The organism is Agrococcus sediminis (assembly GCF_007923295.1).
GTDB lineage: Bacteria > Actinomycetota > Actinomycetes > Actinomycetales > Microbacteriaceae > Agrococcus > Agrococcus sediminis.
In genome coordinates, this window is the sequence record NZ_VOIR01000011.1 from 607,151 (window position 1) to 629,371 (window position 22,221).

Annotated in this window: 27 protein-coding genes and 1 tRNA gene; 10 read left to right on the top strand and 18 right to left on the bottom strand. The window is 69.0% G+C overall.

Going from position 1 to position 22,221, the window contains the following annotated elements; genetic code table 11:
• Positions 1–179: 179 nt before the first annotated feature.
• The 10 genes from FQ330_RS03310 to FQ330_RS03355 all read right to left on the bottom strand — a co-directional run bounded on the left by FQ330_RS03310 (position 180) and on the right by FQ330_RS03355 (position 8,123).
• Positions 180–848, bottom strand: coding sequence for a sortase (locus FQ330_RS03310; RefSeq protein ID WP_146355210.1), 669 nt, complete (start codon positions 846–848; stop codon positions 180–182).
• 1 nt (position 849) lies between these two features.
• The gene (locus FQ330_RS13205; RefSeq protein ID WP_192575828.1) at positions 850–2,145 is read right to left on the bottom strand and encodes a hypothetical protein; all 1,296 of its coding nucleotides are present in this window, start codon (positions 2,143–2,145) and stop codon (positions 850–852) included.
• Positions 2,146–2,279: 134 nt separating this feature from the next.
• Positions 2,280–2,993, bottom strand: a complete 714-nt coding sequence (locus FQ330_RS03320; protein WP_146355212.1) for a hypothetical protein — start codon at positions 2,991–2,993, stop codon at positions 2,280–2,282.
• 173 nt (positions 2,994–3,166) lie between these two features.
• Positions 3,167–4,039: a hypothetical protein gene (locus FQ330_RS03325; RefSeq protein WP_146355214.1), complete on the bottom strand. Its 873-nt coding sequence runs from the start codon at positions 4,037–4,039 to the stop codon at positions 3,167–3,169.
• 173 nt (positions 4,040–4,212) lie between these two features.
• A complete protein-coding gene (locus FQ330_RS03330) occupies positions 4,213–4,557 on the bottom strand; it encodes a hypothetical protein (protein WP_146355216.1) in 345 nt (114 codons plus the stop codon).
• Positions 4,558–4,587: 30 nt separating this feature from the next.
• Positions 4,588–5,460: a prepilin-type N-terminal cleavage/methylation domain-containing protein gene (locus tag FQ330_RS03335; protein WP_146355218.1), complete on the bottom strand. Its 873-nt coding sequence runs from the start codon at positions 5,458–5,460 to the stop codon at positions 4,588–4,590.
• Positions 5,461–5,651: 191 nt separating this feature from the next.
• A complete protein-coding gene (locus FQ330_RS03340) occupies positions 5,652–6,044 on the bottom strand; it encodes a type II secretion system protein (protein WP_146355219.1) in 393 nt (130 codons plus the stop codon).
• Between the two features lie 99 nt (positions 6,045–6,143).
• Positions 6,144–6,644: a type IV pilus modification PilV family protein gene (locus tag FQ330_RS03345; protein ID WP_146355221.1), complete on the bottom strand. Its 501-nt coding sequence runs from the start codon at positions 6,642–6,644 to the stop codon at positions 6,144–6,146.
• 171 nt (positions 6,645–6,815) lie between these two features.
• Complete coding sequence (locus FQ330_RS13680) at positions 6,816–7,280, bottom strand: pilin (protein WP_318655682.1); 465 nt, start codon at positions 7,278–7,280, stop codon at positions 6,816–6,818.
• 243 nt (positions 7,281–7,523) lie between these two features.
• Positions 7,524–8,123 carry a hypothetical protein gene (locus FQ330_RS03355; RefSeq protein WP_146355224.1) on the bottom strand — a complete coding sequence of 200 codons (600 nt, stop codon included), beginning with the start codon at positions 8,121–8,123 and terminating at the stop codon, positions 7,524–7,526.
• 291 nt (positions 8,124–8,414) lie between these two features.
• On the opposite strand from FQ330_RS03355, the gene FQ330_RS03360 reads away from it, so the two are divergent.
• The 3 genes from FQ330_RS03360 (at position 8,415) to FQ330_RS03370 (ending at position 10,715) form a co-directional block, all read left to right on the top strand.
• The gene (locus FQ330_RS03360) at positions 8,415–10,214 is read left to right on the top strand and encodes a cell wall-binding repeat-containing protein (RefSeq protein WP_146355226.1); all 1,800 of its coding nucleotides are present in this window, start codon (positions 8,415–8,417) and stop codon (positions 10,212–10,214) included.
• 144 nt (positions 10,215–10,358) lie between these two features.
• On the top strand, positions 10,359–10,562 hold the full coding sequence (locus FQ330_RS03365; RefSeq protein ID WP_092666090.1) for a cold-shock protein: 204 nt from the start codon (positions 10,359–10,361) through the stop codon (positions 10,560–10,562).
• An 80-nt stretch (positions 10,563–10,642) separates the two neighbouring features.
• A tRNA-Arg gene (locus tag FQ330_RS03370) sits at positions 10,643–10,715 on the top strand.
• A gap of 83 nt (positions 10,716–10,798) precedes the next feature.
• On the opposite strand, the gene FQ330_RS03375 is transcribed toward FQ330_RS03370, so the two are convergent.
• From FQ330_RS03375 to FQ330_RS03390, 4 genes are all read right to left on the bottom strand, one after another.
• Positions 10,799–11,773, bottom strand: coding sequence for an ArsA family ATPase (locus tag FQ330_RS03375; protein ID WP_146355228.1), 975 nt, complete (start codon positions 11,771–11,773; stop codon positions 10,799–10,801).
• Entirely contained in the window at positions 11,764–12,060 is a 297-nt protein-coding gene (locus tag FQ330_RS03380; protein WP_225792665.1) for a cory-CC-star protein, read from the bottom strand. The genes FQ330_RS03375 and FQ330_RS03380 overlap by 10 nt, the downstream gene beginning before the upstream one ends.
• A gap of 4 nt (positions 12,061–12,064) precedes the next feature.
• Positions 12,065–13,792: a carbon starvation CstA family protein gene (locus FQ330_RS03385; RefSeq protein WP_146355230.1), complete on the bottom strand. Its 1,728-nt coding sequence runs from the start codon at positions 13,790–13,792 to the stop codon at positions 12,065–12,067.
• A 418-nt stretch (positions 13,793–14,210) separates the two neighbouring features.
• Complete coding sequence (locus tag FQ330_RS03390; protein WP_146355233.1) at positions 14,211–14,633, bottom strand: OsmC family peroxiredoxin; 423 nt, start codon at positions 14,631–14,633, stop codon at positions 14,211–14,213.
• Between the two features lie 102 nt (positions 14,634–14,735).
• On the opposite strand from FQ330_RS03390, the gene FQ330_RS03395 reads away from it, so the two are divergent.
• Positions 14,736–15,107: an FKBP-type peptidyl-prolyl cis-trans isomerase gene (locus FQ330_RS03395; RefSeq protein ID WP_146355235.1), complete on the top strand. Its 372-nt coding sequence runs from the start codon at positions 14,736–14,738 to the stop codon at positions 15,105–15,107.
• Positions 15,108–15,179: 72 nt separating this feature from the next.
• On the opposite strand, the gene FQ330_RS03400 is transcribed toward FQ330_RS03395, so the two are convergent.
• Together FQ330_RS03400 and FQ330_RS03405 are read right to left on the bottom strand one after the other, a co-directional pair.
• Entirely contained in the window at positions 15,180–16,523 is a 1,344-nt protein-coding gene (locus FQ330_RS03400) for an FAD-binding oxidoreductase (protein WP_146355237.1), read from the bottom strand.
• On the bottom strand, positions 16,520–17,065 hold the full coding sequence (locus FQ330_RS03405; protein WP_128189181.1) for a histidine phosphatase family protein: 546 nt from the start codon (positions 17,063–17,065) through the stop codon (positions 16,520–16,522). The genes FQ330_RS03400 and FQ330_RS03405 overlap by 4 nt, the downstream gene beginning before the upstream one ends.
• Positions 17,066–17,157: 92 nt before the next feature.
• Between FQ330_RS03405 and FQ330_RS03410 the strand changes: the two genes are divergently transcribed.
• Genes FQ330_RS03410 through FQ330_RS03425 form a run of 4 tightly spaced genes read left to right on the top strand, consistent with a single transcriptional unit; the run spans position 17,158 to position 19,635 of the window.
• The gene (locus FQ330_RS03410; RefSeq protein WP_146355239.1) at positions 17,158–17,661 is read left to right on the top strand and encodes a methylated-DNA--[protein]-cysteine S-methyltransferase; all 504 of its coding nucleotides are present in this window, start codon (positions 17,158–17,160) and stop codon (positions 17,659–17,661) included.
• Positions 17,658–18,122: an RNA polymerase sigma factor gene (locus FQ330_RS03415; RefSeq protein WP_128189183.1), complete on the top strand. Its 465-nt coding sequence runs from the start codon at positions 17,658–17,660 to the stop codon at positions 18,120–18,122. The genes FQ330_RS03410 and FQ330_RS03415 overlap by 4 nt, the downstream gene beginning before the upstream one ends.
• Positions 18,115–18,708: a methylated-DNA--[protein]-cysteine S-methyltransferase gene (locus FQ330_RS03420; protein WP_146355241.1), complete on the top strand. Its 594-nt coding sequence runs from the start codon at positions 18,115–18,117 to the stop codon at positions 18,706–18,708. The genes FQ330_RS03415 and FQ330_RS03420 overlap by 8 nt, the downstream gene beginning before the upstream one ends.
• Before the next feature lie 9 nt (positions 18,709–18,717).
• Positions 18,718–19,635, top strand: coding sequence for an asparaginase (locus tag FQ330_RS03425; RefSeq protein WP_146355243.1), 918 nt, complete (start codon positions 18,718–18,720; stop codon positions 19,633–19,635).
• Here FQ330_RS03425 and FQ330_RS03430 read toward each other — a convergent pair.
• On the bottom strand, positions 19,619–20,254 hold the full coding sequence (locus FQ330_RS03430; RefSeq protein ID WP_146355245.1) for a hypothetical protein: 636 nt from the start codon (positions 20,252–20,254) through the stop codon (positions 19,619–19,621). The genes FQ330_RS03425 and FQ330_RS03430 overlap by 17 nt on opposite strands.
• A gap of 61 nt (positions 20,255–20,315) precedes the next feature.
• The gene (locus FQ330_RS03435) at positions 20,316–21,032 is read right to left on the bottom strand and encodes a type 1 glutamine amidotransferase (protein WP_146355247.1); all 717 of its coding nucleotides are present in this window, start codon (positions 21,030–21,032) and stop codon (positions 20,316–20,318) included.
• 34 nt (positions 21,033–21,066) lie between these two features.
• Here FQ330_RS03435 and FQ330_RS03440 point away from each other — a divergent pair, with 34 nt between their 5' ends.
• Together FQ330_RS03440 and FQ330_RS03445 are read left to right on the top strand one after the other, a co-directional pair.
• Entirely contained in the window at positions 21,067–21,834 is a 768-nt protein-coding gene (locus FQ330_RS03440) for an alpha/beta fold hydrolase (protein ID WP_146355249.1), read from the top strand.
• Positions 21,835–21,851: 17 nt separating this feature from the next.
• Positions 21,852–22,199 (top strand): hypothetical protein, encoded by a 348-nt coding sequence (locus tag FQ330_RS03445; RefSeq protein WP_146355251.1) that lies wholly within the window; start codon positions 21,852–21,854, stop codon positions 22,197–22,199.
• The last annotated feature ends 22 nt before the right edge of the window (positions 22,200–22,221 follow it).

Below are 22,221 nucleotides of genomic sequence, written 5' to 3' on the forward strand. Positions count from 1 at the left end.
GGGACTCCGTGGCATGCTTATGCGGGCGTGAGAGCGGCTGTGCGGCGCTCTGAGCCGTTTTACCGTTCTCCGTGGGTGTCGGATATGGGTGGAGCCTTTTTAGGGGCTTAGAACGCGCGCGGACAGCAGAAGCCCCGCACTGGGTGGTGACAGTACGGGGCTTCCTCGGTGTGTTCCCGTTAGAGCGGAAGACCGTTGGTGCCGGCCTCGGAGGCAGGGAGCCATTCGGTCAGCTCCGCGATGATGATGCGGCGTTCGGTGTTGCCCCATTCGGGGTAGCAGGTGATGAGGGTGAGCATGGCGGTCATTGCTGCTTCCTTTGACAGTGGGACATCGTTGAGGACTTCCATCTCTGTCGGCTTGATGATTTCCTCGCGGGTCATCGTGTAGCGGTAGAAGCCGTCAGCTGTGCGGATGAGGATGTGGTCGCCTTCCTCGAGGAGGCGGAGGTCGTTGAGGACCCCTTCTCGGTGTCCGGCGAGGACGAGGTTGCCGACTTCCCCTGCTCGTTCGCTGCCGTCGTAGACCCCGAGGACGTTCCGATCTACGACTTCTTGTGTGGCTCCGACTTGGATGGCTCGGACGTACTCTTCCCCGAGGGATGGGATGTAGAGCACGCCGTAGTCGGTGCCGTAGCTGCCGATGTCGGTGAAGGTGATGCCCTCTGCCGTGTTCTCGTCACCGGTGGTCGCATCGGCGGGGGCTGCTGCTCGGAGCTGCTGCTCGATGGCGTGAGCGGGAGCGGTGGCGGAGGGTGCGAACGCTTGGGACAGGAGCGGGTATCCGAGAACACCCACCCCTGCCGTAGCGAGGACAGCTCCGAGGATGAGAGAGAAGTTCCGCCGCATCTCAGGCTTCCTGTCGGCTCCGACGACCGTAGAGAAGCAGACCAACTGCCGCTGCGAGGAGGATGCCTCCTGCGAGGTAGGTGAGGCTCGCGTCGCCACCGGTACGCACGAGGCTGCTGCTTTCCTCGGGGACTGCTGTTGGTTCGGGCGTGACGGTCGGGGTTGGCTCCGGGGTAACGGTTGGTTCAGGCGTGACAGTCGGTTCAGGGGTAACCGTTGGCTCGGGTGTGACGGTTGGCGTTGGCTCTGCCGGGACGGTGGGAGTCGGCTCCGCAGGAACGGTTGGGGTTGGTTCTGCCGGAACGGTCGGCTCAGGCTCTGCAGGAACGGTTGGGGTCGGCTCAGCCGGAACGGTCGGCTCAGGCTCTGCAGGAACCGTTGGGGTTGGTTCTGCCGGAACGGTCGGCTCAGGCGTAACTTCGCCGGTCAAGCTCAGGAGGGATGCGCGTGTGGCGATGTTGTATTCGGCGTTGCGGAAGCAGTAGCCGCTGCCGAGCAGCCCGTATGGGTCGGAGTGACCTTCGGGGTTCGCGGGATGTTGCTCGATGGGGATGTCTCCGTCACCGCCGCCGCTGTCACCTCCGAAGCACCATACGGAGGTGGCGTCACTGATGTTGGAGTATTCGTAGTCACTGAACGCGGACACTGCGACACGGGCGGTCACGTTCTGCTTCTCTCCTCCATCCCACTCAGCGGTGTAGGTCAGGTCCACAATGCCTTCGGTGGTGTAGCCACCAACTTCGCCCGCTGAGGCTGCCGGACCGGACGTGCCGAGCACGATGTGGTGAGTTGGCGCGGTGATGAAGGAGAAGCTGAGACCGGCAGGGTCGATGGTGCCTGCGACGGTGGCTGCGTCTGCAGCGTCGGTGGTGGTTTTGGTGAAGGTGGTGTAAGCGACCTCTCGTTCCCAAGGGTAGGAGCCGACCGGCACGCCGAAGTCGTAGCTGTCGCGGATGTCATCTGCGTTGTCTCGCCATACGGGGGCGAGCTCGGGGTTGGTCTCGGACACGGACTGCGGTGTGAAGGATGCGGAGGTCAGCTCCACGGCTGCGGGGGCTTCGCCGGTGACGACCTCGGGTGTGACGGTCAGGGTGAAGGTGTTCGCTGCGTTCTCGAGTTCGGTGTAGTCGGGAGTGGTGAAGTAGTTCGCCTTGTTCACGGCTGCTGTGAAGGATGCAACGTTGAGGGTCACCTCGTTCTGTGATGCCTCAGCGGCGAAGGCGGGGGAGGCGGTGAGGGCGAGGAGGCCGGCAACTGCGAGGGATGCGGCTGCTTTCTTGATGTTGGCTCGTTTCATGGGTAGTTCCTTTCGTTCGTGGTCTCCTCTACATATCGGCGGAAAACGGGAAAAAGTGTTCGCGGGGGACGGAGGAAGCCCCGCTGCGGTGCGGTTCTCGCAGCGGGGCTTCGTGGGTGTGGTGAGGGTGGGGATCAGTCGGCAGGCTCGTACCAAACCGCGGCGCACACAACGCGGTAGTCGTTCAGCAGAGCATCCATGAGCTCTTCGTCGCCACCGGGAGCGAAGCCGGTGGCGAACTCCTCGGTCAGCATGGCTGATAGTCCCGGCTCTGCGGCGATCTGCCATGCGTCACCGTCAAGCCCGTCCATGGTGTCTCGAGGTGGGTTGTGGAACACGTGGATTTCCTGCTTCTCGGGATAGATGTCGTAGATGAGGTTCCCGATGACGGTCCTCGCGCTCTTGCGGAGGTCGCCGTAGTCGGCTGCGAGGAGATTCACGAACGGCAGACCGCTCGTGAGTGTCACCTCGGTGCCCTGCGCGAAGCGGGTGGGCTGCCTATCGGGGGAAGGGACCACGCGCTCACCGAACACTGTGTCGATTTGACAGTCGAAGCATTCGCGGATGGCGTTGTCGATGCGGCTCAGCAAGTCGTTTCCGTGTGCGTCCTCGTCAGGCTCGAAGTTGTCATAGAAGTTGTCAGCGATCTGCTGCTCTGCTCCCGCTCCGTAGGTGTCGTACCACTCCTGTGCGGTGAGCTGCCCGTCCCATGTCCGGTGGTCAGGGTTATAGGCGAACAGGACGGTGCCATGATCGAAGAGGGTGAGGGCGAACACTCCCTCTTCGTGCTTTGCTCGCATGTGAACATTCGGGTTAGCGAAGCCGTCGGTGATGAATGACTTGGTCATGGTTTGGTTCCTTTCGTGTTGGTGTCGCGTGGGTTGTGCTTTTCCCGTTTCCTATATCGGTCGTTCCGACTGCTATTGAGGGTCACCTTCATACGGCAGTGGAGACAGCGGTGATGGGATGAAGGAAGCCCCGCACCGTGAGGGGGTTGATGCGGGGCTTCCGGGTGGGGAGGTCAGTTGCCGTAGTAGTCGTAGATGAGCTCGTTGGCGTAGGCGTTCAGGGCGGCGTAGGTCTCATCTGTTGGGGTCACACCGCTCGGGGCGACTCCCTCGAAGGAGCTGTCACCGAAGGCATCCACCACGGTTGAGCGGAGGCTCAGCGGATCAGTCACGAACTCGCCTGTCACCTCACCTGCTGCGAGAGCCGTGTCACGCTTCTCTGCTTCCTTCATGCCCTGACCGACGTCGGAGAGGTTGCGGGCGAAGTAGATGTCGGAGAGGGCCTCCTTCAGGAGGACATCAGCTGCGGTAGCGGAAGCGTCGTAGAAGCGGAACTCGAAGCGGGGAGCGATGGTGCCTTCGGTCGTGATGCTGAACCCTTCGCCGTACTTGGCGGCTTCGATGCGAGCTGCGTTCCAATCCGGCGTGAGGAGGTTGAGGTTGCCGCCGTAGTTCTCCACGGTGGTCTTGGTTGCGATGTTGGCAACGCAGGTGGTGGAGAGCGGGATGAAGCCTTCGGAGTTGGACGGAGCACGGTAGTTGTCAGCGGTGAGGTCGGTGTCAGCGACAGAGAACACGTAGTCGGGGAGAGCGGTGAAGGTCACTGTCGTGGAAGGAGCACGGTAGAAGGAGATGGAGCCGGAGGTTCCGTCTTTCGCTTCATCCCATTCAGCGACACGGCAGGTGGCTTCAGGTGCCGGGATGGAGCGGAGGGTGCTGAGATTTGCCTGCCACTGCTGAGCCTCGGTGAGGCTCTCAGAGGCGGTGTGAGCGGACTGAGGAGACAGCTGCGGTGCGAACAAGGGTGACAGCAGGTTTGGGAGGAGTACGGAACCCGTGATGGTGAGGGCTACTGCGGCGAGGGCGATGGTGGGGCGGATGTTCATGGTCTGACCGTTTCGTTGTCGTGTGAGCTGCGTGCTTGCGGCTTCTGTGACATACCTAACGGGCGCTTTTCCCGAAACGGTCAGTTTCGTGAAGTTCGCGGGATTCGTCGCTGAGTGGACTGCTCGTGGAAAGACTGAACCCACCCTCACGCTCGAGGGTGGGTTCAGGTGGGTCAGCCGTTCGGGTAGCTGTCCGGATTTAGCGGGTCTGTCTCGAAGGCGTACTCGCTGCCGTCATCCCATCCGTCACCGTCCGAATCAGGGTTGTTGATGTCGGTGCCGAAGTGCCGCTCGAGAGCGTCCACGAGTTGGTCACCGTCAGTGTCTACCCACGAGTTGGAGTTCGCGTCGAGCGGGTCGGTAGGAATCTCGAGGAAGTAGCCGGTGAGCTCGTGGATGTCGGTTTCGCCGTCACGGTCGGTGTCAGCGTGCCAAGGGTCGGTTCCGTGGGTCCGCACTTCCTCGAAGTCGTTGATGCCGTCATCGTCGCTGTCGCCCTTGTTCGGGTTCGAGGTCATCTCGTTGTAGGCGGAGGGCTGCCGCTCTTGCTAGTCGTTCAGACCGTCACCGTCAGAGTCAGGGTTGTGAGGGTCGGTCAGCCATCCGCCTGTGGTCTCTTCCCGGTCGGTGAGACCGTCACCGTCGCTGTCGATGTCAGCAGGGTCTACTGCGTCAGGGTCGGATGGTCCGTTCCCTGCGTCAGGGGTGGTCGGGTCAGTGCCGTTGGTGAGCTCTGCACCATCGCTGATGCCGTCACCATCGCTGTCGGCGTTCCGTGGGTCGGTGCCGCCGCGAACCTCGTCGCCGTCGCTGATGCCGTCGTTGTCACTGTCAGCGTTGTTCGGGTCTGTGCTGAGGGTCTGCTCCTCGATATCGGTCAGCCCGTCACCATCGCTGTCGGTCACTTCCTCCTCAGAGCCGGAGCCTCCCTCTGCGGTTGGGTCGCCCTCGGTGTAGGTGCCGAGACGGGAGTGGAACTTGTAGGACCAATCTTCGCGGTCATCGACCTTGCCTTCGATGACGAAGTCGTTGGGGCCGGCAGCGGCGTCGGGGTCGCGGTAGATGGTCAGAGCAGTGTTCTCGGACGCGACCACCTTGGTGGAGGTGGTCGTGACCACCGGGTTGCCGAGATGGTCGTAGCGGATGATGCTGATGAGACCGTCGTTCTGCTCATCCTCTGCGGAGAGTTCTCCGATGCCGTGTGTCGTGAGGGCTGTCATCGCTGTGGTCGCAGTGTTGCGAACGTCCGACTTGACGACAGCTTTGAGAGCCTCAGCCTGTTGGTTCCCGAAGGCGAAGATGGCGATGGCGGCGATGATGCCGATGATGAGCACCACGACCATCAACTCGATGAGCGTGATCCCTTCCTCGTTGCGGGGGCGGGCGAGCCTCGCGGTAAGGCTCGAACGTGTTTTTGACATGGGTGTATTCCTTTCGTGTTGTCGCGGTGATGCCTCCTTCGGTTGAGAGGGGTGAACCGTCAGCAGGTGGGGAAGCGTCCCCTCCTATATCGGTAGAAACGGTGAAAGTGCGGGGACGACTGAACCCCGCTTCCGTATGTGGAGGCGGGGTTCAGTAGTGGGAGCGGACAGGGTTGCTACTCCTGCTGTGCTTAGCACTCAGTGATCGAGCGGTCCGAGTTGGTGTAGATGTAGCAGGCTTTGAGTGGTGCGTTCTCAACTTTCACGGTCCACTGAGCCTGTGGTTTCCCCGACAGAGTGATCACCGTGTCGTTGTCACTTTTGTGGAGCTTGATGGCGGAAAGGCTGCTGATGGGGAGAGCCGGATCATGGTGGGAACGCAGCCGTTCGATCACGATGTTGGCGTTGGTCCTCACATCGTTCTTCACGCGCTTTGCTCGTTGCTCACGCACGTGCTCGGTGAAGACGGGAGCTGAGAGCGCGAGCACGGTTCCGAGAATGACGATGGCGATGAGGAGCTCCAACAGCGTGAAGCCATCCTCCTGAGAGCCGCGGCGGAGCCGGGTGAGTGTGGAAGCAGTCATGGTCGTGCCTTTCGTGGTGTTGGGGTGTCGGATTAGGCTGCGGGCTGAAGCCGCCGCGAGGAGCGGTTCGGCTCGCAGAGGCGAGGCAGTCGAGGCGGATCACTCAGTGCTCGATGGAGCCGCGACCTTGTAGAACTTGGATGTAGCCCGGTCGTAGATGGACGACCACCCGCCTGCTGTGGTGCCCTTGATGGCGTAGTTGTCCCATCCGGCTCGTACAGCGGTACTAAACACGGGCGTCCCGTCAGCCGTGAAGCCACTGATGGTGCCGATGACGATGGGCTTGTTGTCGCCCGTGGCGAGGTCGAGTGGCACCTCGTCAGGCCACAGGAGGGTGACGGTGCCGGTGCGGTAGTCGAGCAGGTGACTGCGGAGTTGGATGTCTGCGCTGACCACATCTGTTTGTGCGGCGATGCGGCGGTCATTCTCATCGAGTTTGAGTTGAGCCAACGTCGCCGTGAGGATCATCGGCAGCACGACAAAAAGGAGCAGCGTGAGCGAGACCATCGTCTCGGGAAGTCCGAAACCTCGCTCTCGAAGTTGGCTGTCGTAGCGCGTGATTTCGCGGATGCGAGCGAGTAGAGGGGACGCTTGTTTCATAGGAACTGCCTTTCGTTGTCGTGTCATACCTCATTACTATCGGTGCCTACAGAAAAAACGTCAGCCACGACTGTTGTGCGGTTTCACGCAGAAGCACCCCCGCCACGTCTTGCGGCGGGGGTGCTCTGAGGTGGGCTGCTATCGAGCGGTCAAGCTCTATGCCCGTTCGAGTCAGTCGGTGTACTGACCGTCAGAGGAGGTGAAGGTGTAAGTGAAGTCGGCAACGTCAGGGTTGGTGCCACTGACGGTGTACTCACCGATGGAGCCGACAGTGCCGGTTACGGTGATGCTGTTGCCTTCGGTCACCACAGTCTGCGTGGTGGTTGCTGCGCCATCGACAGAGATGGCGGTTGGGACGGTGGCAGCACTGATGTTGTCTACGACGCCCCCACCTGCGGATGCGAGTGCGGTTGCGACGTTGGTGACGGTGTTCTTCACGTCGGACTTGACGGAAGCCTTGATGCCTTCCTTCTGCAGGTTGAGGAAGACAGGGATGGCGATAGCTGCGAGGACACCGATGATGAGTACAACGACCATCAGCTCGATGAGAGTGAAGCCGTCTTCGTTCTTACGCAGTTCTTTGATTTTTGTGATCATGAGGGTTTCCCTTTCGGTTGGGTATGCATTCTTGGACATACCCAACTGTTATCGGATGGCTGTCGCGGTTTCTCACGGGAAGCCATAAAGTCACTACTTCTCTACTGTTCTGCCCATCGCGGGCGGTTCGCGGTGGTGGCATTGGACTGAGGTAGGCGGGCACAGAGCGTCAGCTCGTCGTTCGAGCAACCGCCGATGTCCCTGCTGCCGTATGAAAGGTGCCGTCAGTGGACAAAGGAGAAGCCCCGCACCTCAGTGGATGGTGCGGGGCCGGCATCAGGCTCAGTCGGTCAGGAGCTGCTCGAGAGCCTCACGGAGTGGAGCAGGGGAGTTCGGGTGAGCAGCCACCGCCGACAGGACCTCAGTGTTCTCATCCTCATCAGCGAGGAACATCAACGTGCCTCGGTCGCAGACGGGGTTGCTCGCCACTCTGACCCGCACCTCGGTGTGGTCGCGGGCACCCGCCAACACAAGCATCAACGTGTCAGGCGTGGCGACGGGATGCTGAGCGATGGCGGACAGCACCTGCGGGTCCTTCTCTCGGAGAGCGAGACCCGTCAGGGTGTCAGCGGAGATGAAGGGGTTCGCGGCGGAGGCGGCACGGATGAGCGGAACCACTGACTGCGACAGCGAGCGGAGCAGGTCGGAGGGGGTGTTGGGGTTGCCTGCCACACCTCGGCGGAGGGTGACTGAGCTGAACCGGGAGAGCCATCGGAGGTCGTTCGCACTGAGCGTGAGGTCCCGTGCGAGACGCTCTGCGAGGTCGAGCAGTTCCTCTCGTGCCTGCTTCTCTTCCATGGCGAGGCAGGTGCTCATGTAGGAGCGGGCTTGGCTGCTCGGAGCGGGGATGTGACCCTGACGAAGGGGGTTGAGCTTCTCCATGTGGACAGGCTGCCGGGAGGGCCTGACGGGTTTCGTGTTGAGTTTCGTGTTGAGTTTGAGCCTGTTTGGGACGTCGAGCCGGGAAGTTCCGCTTGTTTACAGGGGTTTTGGCGTTCAGGTTCATACCCCTCCGTCTCCACGCATGCCCCTTCGTCTCGCCACGAAGGGGCATCGTCTGTTTCGGATGCGTCAGCGCGGCTCGTCGCGTCGCTGGCGCCCGGCACGCGCGCCCGGATACGCTCCGAACGGCGGTTCGCCGTCGCCCCTTGCCGCACCAGCATTGGACGCCGCATGCTCCGCAGACTGCTCGCCGTCACCGCCGCCGCCGCGCTCGCCGTCACCGGCATCGGTGCCGCGCCCACTGCGGCCCCGGCCGCTGCCGCCGGGGCGGTGCGGCTGCCCACCGGCGAGGTCGTGCCGGTCGAGCACCTCGACGAGGTGCGGGCCGTCTTCGACGGCATCAACGACTACCGGCAGGCGCAGGTGCCGCCCTTGCCGCGACTGCGCTTCGCGCCCGACCTCTTCGCGCTCGCGCAGAGCTGGACCGACCAGATGGCCGCCACCGGCAGCTTCGTGCACCGCCAGGAGCACTGGACGCTCTACCCGCCGGGCCTCACGGGCGGCGGCGAGATCATCGCCGCCCGCACGGGCGACAACGCCGCCGGGCTGGTGCAGCAGTGGATCGACTCCCCGCCGCACCGGTCGATGATGCTGGGGCGGAACCACTCCGTGATGGGCGTCGGCATCGCCTTCGGGCGCTATCTCTACGGCACGACGAACTTCGGCACCACACCCGAGGGCAGCACGACGCCCACCTTCGCCTCGATCGACGACTGGCTCGCGAGCGGCGGCGAGGTCTCGCGCGAAGACGTCGTGGGCGCGCTCCGCGACGTCGGCGCATCCGCCCCCGACACCATCCGCGTCTCCGGCTGGGCGTTCGACTTCACCCGGCGCGACCTGGCCTCGAGCGTGACCGTGACCGTCGACGGCACCCGGTCGGTGACGGTGGATGCGAGCGCTCGCCTCTGGCCGTGGGGTGCGGGGGAGTGGCGCGAGGGCCACGACTTCGAGGTGCCCGTGCCGGGCACGCCCGGCGCCGTGCACCGCGTCTGCGTGCGCGCCGAGGACTCGTTCGGGGCGGGCCAGTCGGAGTCGCTCGGCTGCCGCACGGTCGAGATGCCGATCGAGGCCGCGCGGCTCGCCGGCGCCAACCGCTACGAGACGGCCGTCGAGGTCTCGCGCGCCTACAACGACCCCGCGGCGGTCGACACCGTCTACCTCGCCACCGGCGAGCGCTATCCCGACGCACTCGCGCTCGCGCCGGCAGCCGCCCAGGAGGGCAGCGCGCTGCTGCTGACGCCGCAGTCGGCGCTGCTGGACGTCGTGGCCGATGAGTTGCAGCGGCTGACGCCGGATGCGGTGGTCATCGTGGGTGCACAGGACTCGGTCTCGGCCGAGGTCGAGGCGCAGGTCGCCGCCGCCCTGCCGGGCGCGACGCTCGAGCGGCTGGCCGGAGCGAACCGCTACGAGACGGCGGTCATGATCGCGCGCGAGGTGTTCCCGCACGCGACGACCGCCTACGTCGCATCCGGCCGCCTCTTCCCCGACGCGCTCTCGGCAGCTCCGGTGGCCGCCGCTGCGGATGCGCCGGTGCTGCTGACGCCGGCGGGGAGCCTGCCGGAGAGCGTGCGCGCCTACCTCGAGGAGAGCGGCATCGCGTCGACCGTCGTCGCGGGCGGCGAGCCCAGCGTGTCGGCCGACGTCGAGGCGCAGCTGCGCGAGGTGGTCGGGGTGGCGCCGCAGCGGATCGCCGGCAGCGACCGCTACGAGACCAACCGGCTGCTCGCCGCATCCGCCGGTGTCGCGGGCTCGCCGAACGTGCTGCTCGCGTCGGGGCAGAACTTCCCCGACGCGCTCGCGGGCGCGGCGATCGCCGCGGGCGCGGGCCCGCTGCTGCTGGCCGGACGGCTCTGCGTGCCCGACGGCACGGTCGCGATGATCCGCGAGCAGTACCGGCCGGAGCAGCTCGTGGTGCTCGGCGGCGAGCCGACGCTCTCCGCCGCCTCGGCGGCGCTGACGCGCTGCGGCTGAGGCCCGCGGCGGCCGGCGCCGGGGGCCCTCTGCGAGATTTCTCAGCAGCGGAACGCGATGACCGCTACGCTTGCCGTGGCGCAGGACGATTCTTGTTCTGCGCTTTTCGCGCGGCTCAGGCCGCACAGCATGATTGAAGGAAATATGGCAACCGGCACCGTCAAGTGGTTCGACTCCGGCAAGGGCTTCGGCTTCATCGCTCCGGACGACGGCGGCAAGGATCTGTTCGCTCACTACAGCCAGATCCAGTCCAACGGCTTCAAGACCCTCGAAGAGGCTCAGGCAGTCGAGTTCGAGATCGTTGAGGGCAACAAGGGCCCCCAGGCTGCGAACATCCGCCCCCTGTGAGCCTGGGCGCGTCCATGACGCGCCTCGATTCGCGTCGACGGCCAGTGATCGGGTAGTCTGATCGCTGGCCGTTCGGCCAAGCGCCCGTAGCTCAACGGATAGAGCATCTGACTACGGATCAGAAGGTTGGGGGTTCGAGTCCCTCCGGGCGCGCACTGTGTTGAGACAGTAGTGAAGGCCACCTGCGAGAGCAGGTGGCCTTCGTGGTCTCTCGGCGCCAAGCGCGCGCCGACGACTCAGGCGCTCGGCGGGGCCACGTGATCGGCGAGGATCCGCAGCGCGTCCGCGCCGGCCAGATCGCCGGGCAGCAGCGGGACCTCCACGAGGGGGAGCCCTGCGAGCGCCGAGCGGAGCCGCGCCAGCTGCTGCTCCTCCTGCTCGCGCCGCGCTGCCAGGAGTGCGCCCTCGTCGGCCGGCGAGCGGCGGTTCACGATGATCGCGGCGGGATCGATGCCGAGCGCCGCGAGCTGCTCGACGACGTCGACCGATTCGGCGACGGGCAGCCGCTCCGCGACCGTGACGACGACGAACGACGTCTGCGTCGCATCCGTCACGACGCTGCGCATGTGCGCGAAGCGATCGCGGCGAGCGACGAGCGTGCGTCGCAGCTCGGCATCGGCGGTCGGCTCCTCGTCCTTGACGCCCACGATGCCTTGCGCGGCGGCGGCGAAGCGGTCGGACCGATCGCGACTGGCGAGCAGCGTGGCGGTCCAGCTGCCGAGCTGCTCGGGGAGCGCGAGCAGGCGCAGGGTGTGACCCGACGGCGCCGTGTCGAAGATGACCAGGTCGTGCGTCTCCTGGCTGCTCGAGACGAGCTCCGCGACGCGCTCGAGCACGGCCGACTCGTGGCTCCCGGGCGCTGACCTCGCCTGGTCGAGGTGCTGCTGGGCCGAGGCGTGCAGGCGCTCGGGCAGCAGGCGTCGCATGGTGGCCCCGACCGCGGCGAAGTGCCGGTCGATGGTCGACTGCGGATCGATCTCGAGCGCATCCACCCATCCGTCGTCGGTCGTGAGCACGCGCACCGGCTCGTCCGAGAGCTCGCGATCCCAGATGTGCCCGAGGTTGTGGGCCGGATCGGTGGAGACGAGCAGCACACGACCGCCGTCGCGGGCGCGCGCCACCGCGAGCGCGGCCGAGACCGAGGTCTTGCCGACACCGCCCTTGCCGCCGACGAAGAGGATGCGTCGGGAGCGCGCGATCGCTAGCAGCATGCGATGTGGTCCAACGGGGATCGGGGGATGCCGACGCGCCGGTGCCAGGCGTGGAAGTCGTCCCAGACGGCCGGCAGCAGCTCGGCGGAGTAGTAGGCGGCCGGGTCGGGCACGCCGAGCGCCTCGCCGAGGACGACGATCATGAACAGGTCGTCCTCGTCGCGCTGCTCGCGGAGGAAGGTGCGGCGGTAGGGGCCGACGTAGAACTCGTGCAGGCCGTCGCGCAGCGCGGCCCAGCGCCGAGGGCGATGCTCCCGGCGCTGGGCCCCGCGGCGTGCGGGGATCACGTGCTCAGACGCGCTCTCGCTCGGCGACGAGCTGGGCGTCCTCGTGCTCGTGCTCCGGCGGCTCCTTCATCGCGCGGCGCATCGCGAGCACGGCTTCGATGCCGACCCAGACGCTCGCGACGATGATGACGACGTCGAGCGCGAACAGCAGCCAGTCGGCGTTGCCCGGTGCCGCGAAGCTCGTGAGCTGCTCGATCGCCGCCCAGAACGACAGCACGAAGACGAGCGTGAGCGGGATGAGCGCCGGCCACGGGTTGCGCCGCTTGCGGATGAGCATGACCGCGATGATCGACAGGGTGAGGGATGCGAGGAGCTGGTTCGTCGTGCCGAAGAGCGGCCAGATGCGCAGACCGCCCTCGCCGCCGAGCCCCTGCGAGAAGGTGAGGCCGAGACCCACCACGACGACGACGAGCGTCGCCGGGACCTTCGTGATCCGGACCTTGAACGCATCCCCGATCTCCTGCACGACGAAGCGCAGCAGGCGCATGCCCGTGTCCATCGTGGTCGCGGCGAAGAGCACCGCCATGGTGGCGAGCACGGTCGCGCTCAGCGACGCGGGCAGGCCGAGGCCGTTCTCCATGAGGGCGCCGCCGCCCTGCACGAAGGCCGTGACGCCGCCGGCGCCGAACTCGCTGTAGATCGACTCCCACTCGGCGGCCGACTGGAAGCCGCCGATCACGGCCAGGATCGTGCCCAGCGACAGCATGCCCTCGCCGACGGCGCCGAAGTAGCCGACGAAGCGAGCATCCGTCTCCTTGTCGATCTGCTTCGACGTCGTGCCCGAGGAAACCATGCCGTGGAAGCCCGAGATGGCGCCGCACGCGATGGTGACGAAGAGCAAGGGCACCATGCTCGGGGTGCCCTCCGGCAGGGCGGTGTTGATCATCGGGGCGACGATGTCGGGCGGGTTCGCCGAGAACAGCGCGCCGATCAGCACCGCGCCGAAGAGCAGGATGAGCCCGACGAAGAGCTGCACGCCGTTGATGTAGTCGCGCGGCTGCAGCAGCACCCAGACCGGCAGCAGCGAGGCGATCGCGCCGTAGACGAACAGCGCGAGGATCCAGAAGGTGGCGGGTGTCATGCCGAGGAACGACTCGGGCAGCACGACCGGGACGCTGTCGCCGACGACGATGAGCGCATACAGGGCGACGACGCCGACGATCGTGACGGGGATGAGCGGCCAGCGCATGCGGTAGACAGCGACGCCGACGAGCAGGGCGACGACGATCGCGCCCCACGTGGGGATGACGGCCGTGGGGGTGCTGATGAGCAGGTTCTTGATGACGACCGCGAAGGCGGCGATCACCATGAGCAGCAGCAGGAAGATCACGACGAGGAACAGGTTGGCGCCGCGCTTGCCGATGTAGCGGCCGGAGAGCGCGCCGATCGACTTGCCCTTGTTGCGCAGCGACGCCCACAGCGCGCCGAGGTCGTGCATGCCGGCGAAGAAGACGGTGCCGAGCGTGACCCACAGGAGGGCGGGCAGCCAGCCCCAGATGACGGCGATCGCCGGACCGACGATCGGCGCGGCACCTGCGACCGAGGTGAAGTGGTGGCCCCACAGGATGAACTTGCTCGTCGGCACGTAGTCGACGCCGTCGTTGAGGTCGTGGGCCGGGGTCTTGAACCCGGAGTCGAGCTGGAAGACCCGTCTCGCGAGGTACTTGGAGTAGATGAGGTAGCCGCCGGCGAACATCGCCAGGCCGATCACCATGAGCACAAGGGAACCCATCGGGTCTGTCCTTCCGTCGCGCGCCGTTGCGGGATGACGTCCGGCGCACTGGACGCCGCACGCTCACGACCTTAGTGGAATCCAGGGGTTCGCCCAGGATCTGCGCATCACGTCGAGTCCCGGGCGCAACGCACCGCGGCCGCGGACCGACCCGGAGGTCGGCCCGCGGCCGCGGTGTGGGAGGGCTGCCTAGAGGCTGCCGCCGCCCATGATGATGAAGTCGTCGTCGCCCATGATGATGAAGTCGTCATCGCCGCCGCGAAGCGTCACGAGCAGGTGGGTGGGAAGCTGCTTGAAGTACACAGACGCTCCTTGCTTCTGTTGGTTGACCCCGTCACCTCTAGTTGTAGCCGGTGCGCGGGAGAGTTGCTACTGCTGAATGTAGGGCATTCCGAGGGATTCTCGGAAGATTCGTTCCCTAGCTCTGCAGGGTGGCGGACTCCAGCTGGATCTCGACGCCGGCGAGCGCCTGCGAGACGGGGCAGCTCGACTTCGCCTCCTCGGCGATGCGGGCGAACTCCTCCTGGTCGATGCCGGGCACCACGCCGGTCACCGACAGCACGCTCGTGGTGATGCCCTTGCCGGGCTCGAACGACACCTTCGCGCTCGTCTGCAGCGACTCCGGGGCGTGGCCGGCCTCGTCGAGCGCGTGCGAGAACGCCATGGCGTAGCAGCTCGCGTGGGCCGCCGCGATGAACTCCTCCGGCGTCGTCGCGCCGCCCTCCTCGGCCCGCGCCTTCCAGGTCACGTCGAAGGTCGACCCGGTGCCGAGCGTGGTCGTGCCCGACCCGCTGCTCAGGGCGCCGCTCCAGCTGGTGCTCGCGTTCGAGGTGATGGCCATGGGATGTCCTCCTTGCGTTCGCGTGCCCGCGGTGCGCGGGCCGACGCCCTCAGGCTACGCACCGCATCCGACCGTCCACTGCGCGCGTGCTTGGATGGAGCCATGACTGAGAAGCCCGAGATCGAGGCCCCCGAGGGCCCTGCACCCACTGAGCTCGAGATCACCGACATCACCGTCGGCGACGGCGAGGAGGCGGCGGCCGGCAAGCAGGTCAGCGTCCACTACGTCGGCGTCACCCACTCCGGCGGCGAGGAGTTCGACGCCTCCTACAACCGCGGCGCGCCGCTCGAGTTCCCGCTCGGCGTCGGCATGGTCATCAAGGGCTGGGAGCAGGGCATCGAGGGCATGCGCGTCGGCGGACGCCGCCGCCTCGTCATCCCGCCGCACCTGGCCTACGGCGAGCGCGGCGCCGGCGGCGTCATCGGCCCGAACGAGACGCTGATCTTCGTCTGCGACCTCGTCGCCGTCAAGTAACGACCCCGCACTGACGCAGGAGGAGGCCCCGAGCGGGCCTCCTCCTTCGTCGTCTGCGTGGGCAGCGCCGGCTCAGACCGCCTTGCCCGGGTTCAGGATGCCCGCCGGGTCGAACGCCGCCTTCACCGCGCGCTGCAGCGCCAGCTGCCGCTCGCCCAGCTCGTCGACGAGCCAGCGGCGCTTCAGGATGCCGACGCCGTGCTCGCCCGTGAGCGTGCCGCCCATCGCGATCGCCGCCTCGAAGACCTCGTCGGCGCACGCCCAGATGGCGGGCGACGGCTCGGGGCCGTCGAAGACGAAGGTCGGGTGCAGGTTGCCGTCGCCCGCGTGGGCGGTGGTCGCGAGCCGCACGCCGTGCCGCGCGGCCGCCTCGTCGCACGCGCGGAACATGTCGGCGAGCCGCGACCGGGGCACCGAGACGTCCTCGACGAGCACGGTGCCGAACGACTCGAGCGCCCAGTGCACCTGCCTGCGCACCTGCACCAGCACATCCGCCCGGCCCGGGTCGTCGGTGCGCTCGACGCGCCCGCCGTGGGCGGCGAGGATCTGCGCGACCGTCTCGGAGCTCGCCTCGGCGCCCAGGTCGTCGGTCTGCACGAGCACGAACGCGCCGTGCATGGGCTGCCCGGAGTAGGCGGCGAGCATCGTCACCGCGTCGCGGCCGACGAGCTCCATGATGGCGGGGCGGATGCGCGCGGCCGTGACCGCGGTGCACGCGGCGGCTGCGATGGCCTCGTCCTCGAAGAACGCACCCACCGTCCAGATGCCGCCCTCGACGAGCGGCCGCAGCTTGAGCGTCGCGCCGACGATGATGCCGAGCGTGCCCTCGGAGCCGATGAGCAGCGCCGTCAGGTCGAGGCCGGTGACGCCCTTCACCGTGCGGTGGCCGGTCGTGATGAGGCTGCCGTCGGCGAGCACGACGTCGAGCGCGAGCACCCACTCGCGCGTGACGCCGTACTTGGCGCACAGCAGGCCCCCGGCGTTGGTGGCGATGTTGCCGCCGACGGTCGAGATGGCGCGGCTGGCCGGGTCGGGCGGCCACCACAGGCCGTGGGCGGCGAGCAGGTCGTTGAGCTCGGCGTTGCGGATGCCCGGTTCGACCACGCAGGACTGGTCGACGAGGGAGACGTGCAGCAGGCTGCGCATCCGGTCGACCGAGACGACCAGCTCGCCCGAGCCGGCGATCGCGCCGCCCGCGAGCCCGGTGCCGGCCGCGCGCGGCACGACCGCGACGAGGTGCTCGCTCGCCCAGCGCATCGCGGCCTGCACGTGCTCGACCGACTCCGCCTCGACGATCGCGAGCGGCGCGGCCGCCGAGCGATGACCCGACTTGTCGGCGCGCGCGACGTCGAGCGCTGCCGGGTCGGTGACCAGCACGTGGTCGGGCAGCGCCGCCCGCAGGGCCTCGAGGCTCACTTGCGCACCAGGCCGTCGACGAGCTCCCACGCGCCGGGCGTGCCTGCGAAGCGCACCGAGTGGGCGTTGTCGGGCGTGCGGGTCTCGAGGCCGGTGACGTGGTCGGCGAACGCGCGGATGAACGTGCCGTGCGTGACGACCACGAGCGCCTCGACCGGGTTGGCGGCCGCGACCTCGTCGATCGCGGCGACGGCGCGCCGCTGCAGGTCGTCGAAGTCCTCCTCGCCGGGCCAGTCGGTGCCGAAGCGCTCGACCGCCTGCTCCTTCGTGAGGCCCTCCGCCTGGCCGTACGCGCGCTCGACGAGGCTCGGGTAGCGGCCGCACACCTCGAGCCCGAGCGCGGCGGCGATGATGTCGGCGGTGACGGCCGCGCGCTCGAGCGGCGACGAGACGACGGCATCCCAGTGCTCGCCGGCGAGCAGGCGCGCGGCGGTGTGCGCCTGGGCGATGCCCGTCTCGTTGAGCGGGATGTCGCTCGAGCCCTGCAGGCGCCCGTCGCGGTTGAAGTCGGTCTGGCCGTGGCGGACGAGGGCGATCTGCATGCTCCGAGCCTACGGCGGCGCCGATCCGCCCCATCCACAGCCTCACATTCCCGCCGCCTCGCGCGTTGGCAGGGTATGAGAGGAATGCGGCCATGACCCACACCATCATCGACAGCCCCATCGGCAGCCTCACGCTCGTGCGCGGCGACGAGGGGCTCACCGGCATCTTCATGCCCGACCACCGGCCGGTGCCCGACGAGACGGCCTTCGGCGACCGCGACGACGCGGCCTTCGCCGACGCGGCGCAGCAGCTCGCCGAGTACTGGGCGGGGGAGCGCACCGCCTTCGATCTGCCGCTCGCGCCGGTCGGCACGCCGTTCCAGCAGCGCGTCTGGCAGGCGCTGCGCGAGATCCCGTACGGCGAGACCCGCACGTACGGCTGGATCGCCGAGCGCATCGGGCAGCCCACCGCCGTGCGGGCGGTCGGCCTCGCGAACGGCCGCAACCCGTGCTCGATCGTCGTGCCGTGCCACCGGGTCGTCGGCTCGAGCGGGGCGCTCACCGGCTACGCGGGCGGGGTCGAGCGCAAGCGGTTCCTGCTCGACCTCGAGCGCGGCGACGGGCTCGCGGGCGCCGGGCTAGATTCGGTCGCGTGACCCGTGCGCCGTTCGAGACGATCGTCGCCGCGCACGGCGCACGGGTGTGGCGGGTGTGCCGGGCGCTGCTCGACGAGCCCGACGCCGACGACGCCTGGAGCGACACGTTCCTCGCGGCGCTCGAGGCCTACCCTCGGCTGCGGCACGACACGAGCATCGAGGGCTGGCTCGTGACCATCGCGCACCGCAAGGCGATCGACGTGCTGCGCCGGCGCGCGCGGCTCGTCGTCGGCGACGTGCCCGAGCGGCCCGCGCCGCCCGAGGGCCGCGACCTCGACCTGGCCCGCGCGCTCTCGCGGCTGCCCACCCGGCAGCGCGAGGCGGTCGTGCTGCACCACCTCGGCGGGCTGCCGTTCGCCGAGGTGGCGGCCGTGCTCGAGTCGTCGACGGATGCGGTGCGTCGCGCCTCGTCCGACGGCGTGCGGCGCCTGCGTGCACTGATGGGCGGCGACCATGGCTGACCTGCCCGGCGCGCTCCCCGCGCCCCCGCTCGACGCGCTGCGCGCGCGGCTCGCCGAGCGCGCAGCGGCGGCGGGGCTCCTCGACGTCGCCTACCGCTCCCTCGACACCGCGCTCGGCACGCTGCTCGTCGCCGCGACGCCCGCGGGGCTCGTGTCGGTCACCTTCGACGGCGCCCATCCCGAGCAGACCCTCGACCGGCTCGCGGTCGAGCTCAGCCCGCGCCTGCTCGAGGCCCCCGCCCGGCTCGACGACGCGGCTCGCCGGCTCGAGCGGCTCATCGCCGGCCGCGCGCGGGCCTTCGACGGCCCGCTCGACCTCTCGCTCGCGCGCGGCTTCGGGCGCGAGGTCGTCGAGCGGCTGCGCGAGATCCCCTACGGCGAGACCCGCTCGTACGCCGAGGTCGCCGCGGCCGTCGGCTCGCCGCGAGCGGTGCGCGCGGTCGGCACGGCCTGCCGGCGCAACCCGCTGCCGATCGCCATCCCGTGCCACCGGGTGGTGCGCAGCGACGGCTCGCTCGGCCAGTACGCGGGCGGCACCGAGGCCAAGCGCCTGCTGCTGGGCGTCGAGGCCGCCCGGCGCGGGTAGCGTGAATCCATGCCTGCCACCGAGCTCCTCGCCGTCATCGAGCGCGACGGCTTCGTCGAATCCGAGCACCGCGGGGTCGCCGTGCTCGTCGACCCCGACGGCCGCGTCCTCGAGGCCCACGGTCCCGTCGACCGCCCGTTCCTCGCCCGCAGCGCGCTCAAGCCGCTCTTCGCGTCCGCGCTCCTCGACGCCGGCCTGATCGAGCTCGAGCCCGCGCACGCGGCGCTCGCGAGCGCGAGCCACTGGGCCGACGACGAGCACGTGACGACCGCCCAGGCGATGGCGGCCGCGCACGGCGTCGACGAGGATGCGCTCCGCTGCCCGCCGATGAAGGCACCCGATGGCACGCAGCGGCGCTTCGCCCACATGTGCGTCGGCAAGCACATCGCGATGGCGGCCTCGGCCCGCGCGATGGGTGCGCCCGAGGAGTACTGGGCCGACGACCACCCGATCGAGGCCGTGCTGCGGTCGAGCCTCGCCGAGGCGACGGGCGAGCCGATGAGCGGCTTCGCGCACGACGGGTGCGGCGCGCTCGTCTTCCCGACGACCCCCGTCGGCCTCGCGCGGGCGTTCCGCCGCCTCGCGCCCGACGGCACCGGCGGGCACCGCGCGGTCGGCGACGCGATGCGCGCGCATCCGACCCTCATCGACGGCGCGGGCCGCCCCGACGCGGTCGTGATCGCGGCGACCGGATGCGCGACGAAGTTCGGCGCGGAGGGCACGCAGGCGATCGTCGCCCCCGACGGCACCACGGCGGTCGTGAAGTCGGCCGACGGCGCGCGCCGCCCCGGCGCCCCGGTGGCGCTCGCGCTGCTCGAGCGCGCGGGAGCGATCCCGGCGGGCACCCTCGAGTCGCTCGCGGAGCCGCTCGGCCTGATCCAGAAGAGCGCCGACGAGCCGGTCGGGCGCCTCAGCGTCGTGGTCTGACCGCGGCCGTCGGCCGCGCGCGCGGCGCGCCGCCCAGCAGCACGGCCGCTTCGAGCGAGAGGGCGATGAGCGGGCCGTGCGGGTAGTAGCCGGTGGCGAGCACCCCTGCGACGAGCACCACGAGCGTGACCGCCAGCAGCGCCCTGACCCACCGTCGCCAGCGCCGGGCGCTCACCGCGGCGAGCACGCCGGCCAGGCCGATGACGACCAGCAGCGGCCCCTCCGCGCCCCAGAGCACGTGGAGCGGCGCCGTGGGGGGAGTGCTGAGATAGCTGACGGGGGTGATGATCGCGCCGAGCAGGACGGTGACGGCGAACACCGTGCCGCCCCAGCGGGCGCGCCGCAGATCGGGCAGCAGCGCAGCGCCGATCGCGAGGAACGACACGCCCGTGAGCGCGCCGAAGACGACGTAGGGGTCGTCCACGGCACCCCGCAGCGCCCGCCACGGCTCGAGGCGGCTGAGCGCCGCGACCCAGGGGGCGCCCCAGTCGGCCGCGGTCAGCGGCAGCAGCAGCAGCGCCCACAGCCCACCAGCGAGGGAGAGCGCGATGCGCCCGCGCCGGACGGGGTCGGCGAGCTCGGGCGGCGGCGTCGGCGCGGCCCGCGTCCGGGTGGTCACGCGCCATGCCTAGCAGGGCACGCCGCGCGCGGGAAGAGGTGACCGCGGCGCCGCTCCGTCCCTAGGCGACGAGCGCCGGCGCCTCCGCGTCCATCCTCGCCGCGCACGCCGCGGCGAACGCGCCGAAGCCGCGCTCGACGACGCCGAGCAGCGTCGGTTCGGTCGCGAGGTGGCGGCGCCACCCGGCCACCGCATCCGGGCTCCGCAACTGCGAGAGCGTCGGCGAGGCCACGGAGTCCCACAGGCGCATGACGCGGTCGTCGGCCTCGAGGTGGAACTGCATGCCGACGGCCGAGCCGCAGCGGAACGCCTCGTTCTCGACGGTCGCGCTGCGGGCGAGGAGCGTCGCGCCTGGAGGCAGCGACACCACGTCGCTGTTCCAGCGCATCGCGCCGAGCCGGCCGACGTGGCCGCCCAGCCACGGCTCCGGCTCGAGCACGTCGATGTCGATGATGCCCACCTCGTCGACCGCGCCCTCGCGGTGCTCGCCGCCGAGCGCCCGGCCGAGGATCTGGTGGCCGAGGCACAGGCCGAGCACCGGGATCTCGGCGTCGATCGCTCGGAGCGCCAGGTCGGCCGTCAGCTGCAGCGAGGGGAACGCGTCCACGTCGGCGGCGCTCATCTGCCCGCCGGTGATGACGATGCCCGCGATCGCGTCGAGGGGCGGCAGGAAGGTGGGGAAGACCGCCTCGCGCGTCGGGAGGTGCGACAGCAGCGTGGTCGCGTGGCCGCCCGTCTCGTACTCGATGTGCTTGATGAACAGGACGGAACGCGTCACCTGGGCTCCCTCTCGCTCGGACTAGCCTCAGGATATGACGGTCTTCGCGATGGCCCCCGACGGCGTGCGCATCGCGCTCCACGAGCTCGGCGACCCGGGCGGCGCGCCGGTGCTGCTCATCCACGGGTTCTCGTCGAACGCGCAGCGCAACTGGATCGACACCGGCTGGGGCGACGCGCTCGCCCAGGCGGGGCTCCGCGGGATCGCCATGGACCTCCGCGGTCACGGCGAGAGCGACCGCCCGTCGACCGGGTACGACGTGCCGCGCTTCGTCGACGACGTCGACGCGGTGCTCGAGCAGCTCGCGCTGCCCGAGGCGCCGGGCGCGATCGGCTACTCGATGGGCGCGCGGCTGCTGTGGCGGCACGCGGGCACCCGGCCGCACGCCTTCCGCGCCCTCGTGCTCGGCGGGCTCCCGGCCGGCGACCCCTTCGAGCGCTTCGACGTCGACCTCGCGCACCGCGCCCTCGAGGAGCGGGCGGAGCCGGGCCGCATGGAGTCGTTCATCGTCGAGCTCGCGAGCGTCTTCCCCGAGCACGACCCGGCCACGCTCGTCACGCTCGCGGGCGAGGTCTCGGCGACGCTCTTCGACCCCGCCCAGGCGCCGCCGACGGTGCCGACGCTCTTGATGACCGGCGAGAAGGACGACCGCGCGGACGACACCGCCGAGCTGCTGCCGCTGCTGCGCGACGGCCGGTTCGAGGCGATCCCCGGGCGCAACCACATCAACGCGCCCACCTCGCGCGCCTTCCGGCGCACCGCATCCGCGTTCCTCGCCGAGCACCTGGCCGGCGGGCGCTGAGGCAGGGGAGCCACGCGATGGCCGACCTCGACGCGGTGGCGGCGCGGCTGACGGCGCTCCTCGACCGCTACCGCCCCGAGCTCGTCGACGGCGCCATCCACGGCGTGCCCGCGTGGGTGTGGCCGGGCGCGACCGGCCACGACTACTTCGCGGCGCTGAAGCGCAACAGGGCCGACGTCGGCGTCTACCTGATCATCATGGATCGCTACCCGGACGACCTCGCGCTCGCGTCGCCGCCGCTGCAGGCGCGCCGCACCGGCCGCGCCACGCTCTCGTTCCGAGCGCTCGACGACGAGCTCGAGCGCGAGCTCGCGGGGCTGCTCGACCGGCTCCTGGTGCGCTATCGCGCCGAGCACGGCGGCTGACGGGGCGGACGCGCCAGGGCTG

Excerpts from the sequence above, each read along its gene's own strand:
- FQ330_RS03310 (WP_146355210.1), bottom strand. The coding sequence starts at position 848 with ATGCGGCGGAACTTCTCTCTCATCCTCGGAGCTGTCCTCGCTACGGCA.
- FQ330_RS13205 (WP_192575828.1), bottom strand. The coding sequence starts at position 2,145 with ATGAAACGAGCCAACATCAAGAAAGCAGCCGCATCCCTCGCAGTTGCC.
- FQ330_RS03320 (WP_146355212.1), bottom strand. The coding sequence starts at position 2,993 with ATGACCAAGTCATTCATCACCGACGGCTTCGCTAACCCGAATGTTCAC.
- FQ330_RS03325 (WP_146355214.1), bottom strand. The coding sequence starts at position 4,039 with ATGAACATCCGCCCCACCATCGCCCTCGCCGCAGTAGCCCTCACCATC.
- FQ330_RS03330 (WP_146355216.1), bottom strand. The coding sequence starts at position 4,557 with ATGACCTCGAACCCGAACAAGGGCGACAGCGACGATGACGGCATCAAC.
- FQ330_RS03335 (WP_146355218.1), bottom strand. The coding sequence starts at position 5,460 with ATGTCAAAAACACGTTCGAGCCTTACCGCGAGGCTCGCCCGCCCCCGC.
- FQ330_RS03340 (WP_146355219.1), bottom strand. The coding sequence starts at position 6,044 with ATGACTGCTTCCACACTCACCCGGCTCCGCCGCGGCTCTCAGGAGGAT.
- FQ330_RS03345 (WP_146355221.1), bottom strand. The coding sequence starts at position 6,644 with ATGAAACAAGCGTCCCCTCTACTCGCTCGCATCCGCGAAATCACGCGC.
- FQ330_RS13680 (WP_318655682.1), bottom strand. The coding sequence starts at position 7,280 with ATGTCCAAGAATGCATACCCAACCGAAAGGGAAACCCTCATGATCACA.
- FQ330_RS03355 (WP_146355224.1), bottom strand. The coding sequence starts at position 8,123 with ATGGAGAAGCTCAACCCCCTTCGTCAGGGTCACATCCCCGCTCCGAGC.
- FQ330_RS03360 (WP_146355226.1), top strand. The coding sequence starts at position 8,415 with ATGCTCCGCAGACTGCTCGCCGTCACCGCCGCCGCCGCGCTCGCCGTC.
- FQ330_RS03365 (WP_092666090.1), top strand. The coding sequence starts at position 10,359 with ATGGCAACCGGCACCGTCAAGTGGTTCGACTCCGGCAAGGGCTTCGGC.
- FQ330_RS03375 (WP_146355228.1), bottom strand. The coding sequence starts at position 11,773 with ATGCTGCTAGCGATCGCGCGCTCCCGACGCATCCTCTTCGTCGGCGGC.
- FQ330_RS03385 (WP_146355230.1), bottom strand. The coding sequence starts at position 13,792 with ATGGGTTCCCTTGTGCTCATGGTGATCGGCCTGGCGATGTTCGCCGGC.
- FQ330_RS03390 (WP_146355233.1), bottom strand. The coding sequence starts at position 14,633 with ATGGCCATCACCTCGAACGCGAGCACCAGCTGGAGCGGCGCCCTGAGC.
- FQ330_RS03395 (WP_146355235.1), top strand. The coding sequence starts at position 14,736 with ATGACTGAGAAGCCCGAGATCGAGGCCCCCGAGGGCCCTGCACCCACT.
- FQ330_RS03405 (WP_128189181.1), bottom strand. The coding sequence starts at position 17,065 with ATGCAGATCGCCCTCGTCCGCCACGGCCAGACCGACTTCAACCGCGAC.
- FQ330_RS03410 (WP_146355239.1), top strand. The coding sequence starts at position 17,158 with ATGACCCACACCATCATCGACAGCCCCATCGGCAGCCTCACGCTCGTG.
- FQ330_RS03420 (WP_146355241.1), top strand. The coding sequence starts at position 18,115 with ATGGCTGACCTGCCCGGCGCGCTCCCCGCGCCCCCGCTCGACGCGCTG.
- FQ330_RS03425 (WP_146355243.1), top strand. The coding sequence starts at position 18,718 with ATGCCTGCCACCGAGCTCCTCGCCGTCATCGAGCGCGACGGCTTCGTC.
- FQ330_RS03440 (WP_146355249.1), top strand. The coding sequence starts at position 21,067 with ATGACGGTCTTCGCGATGGCCCCCGACGGCGTGCGCATCGCGCTCCAC.
- FQ330_RS03445 (WP_146355251.1), top strand. The coding sequence starts at position 21,852 with ATGGCCGACCTCGACGCGGTGGCGGCGCGGCTGACGGCGCTCCTCGAC.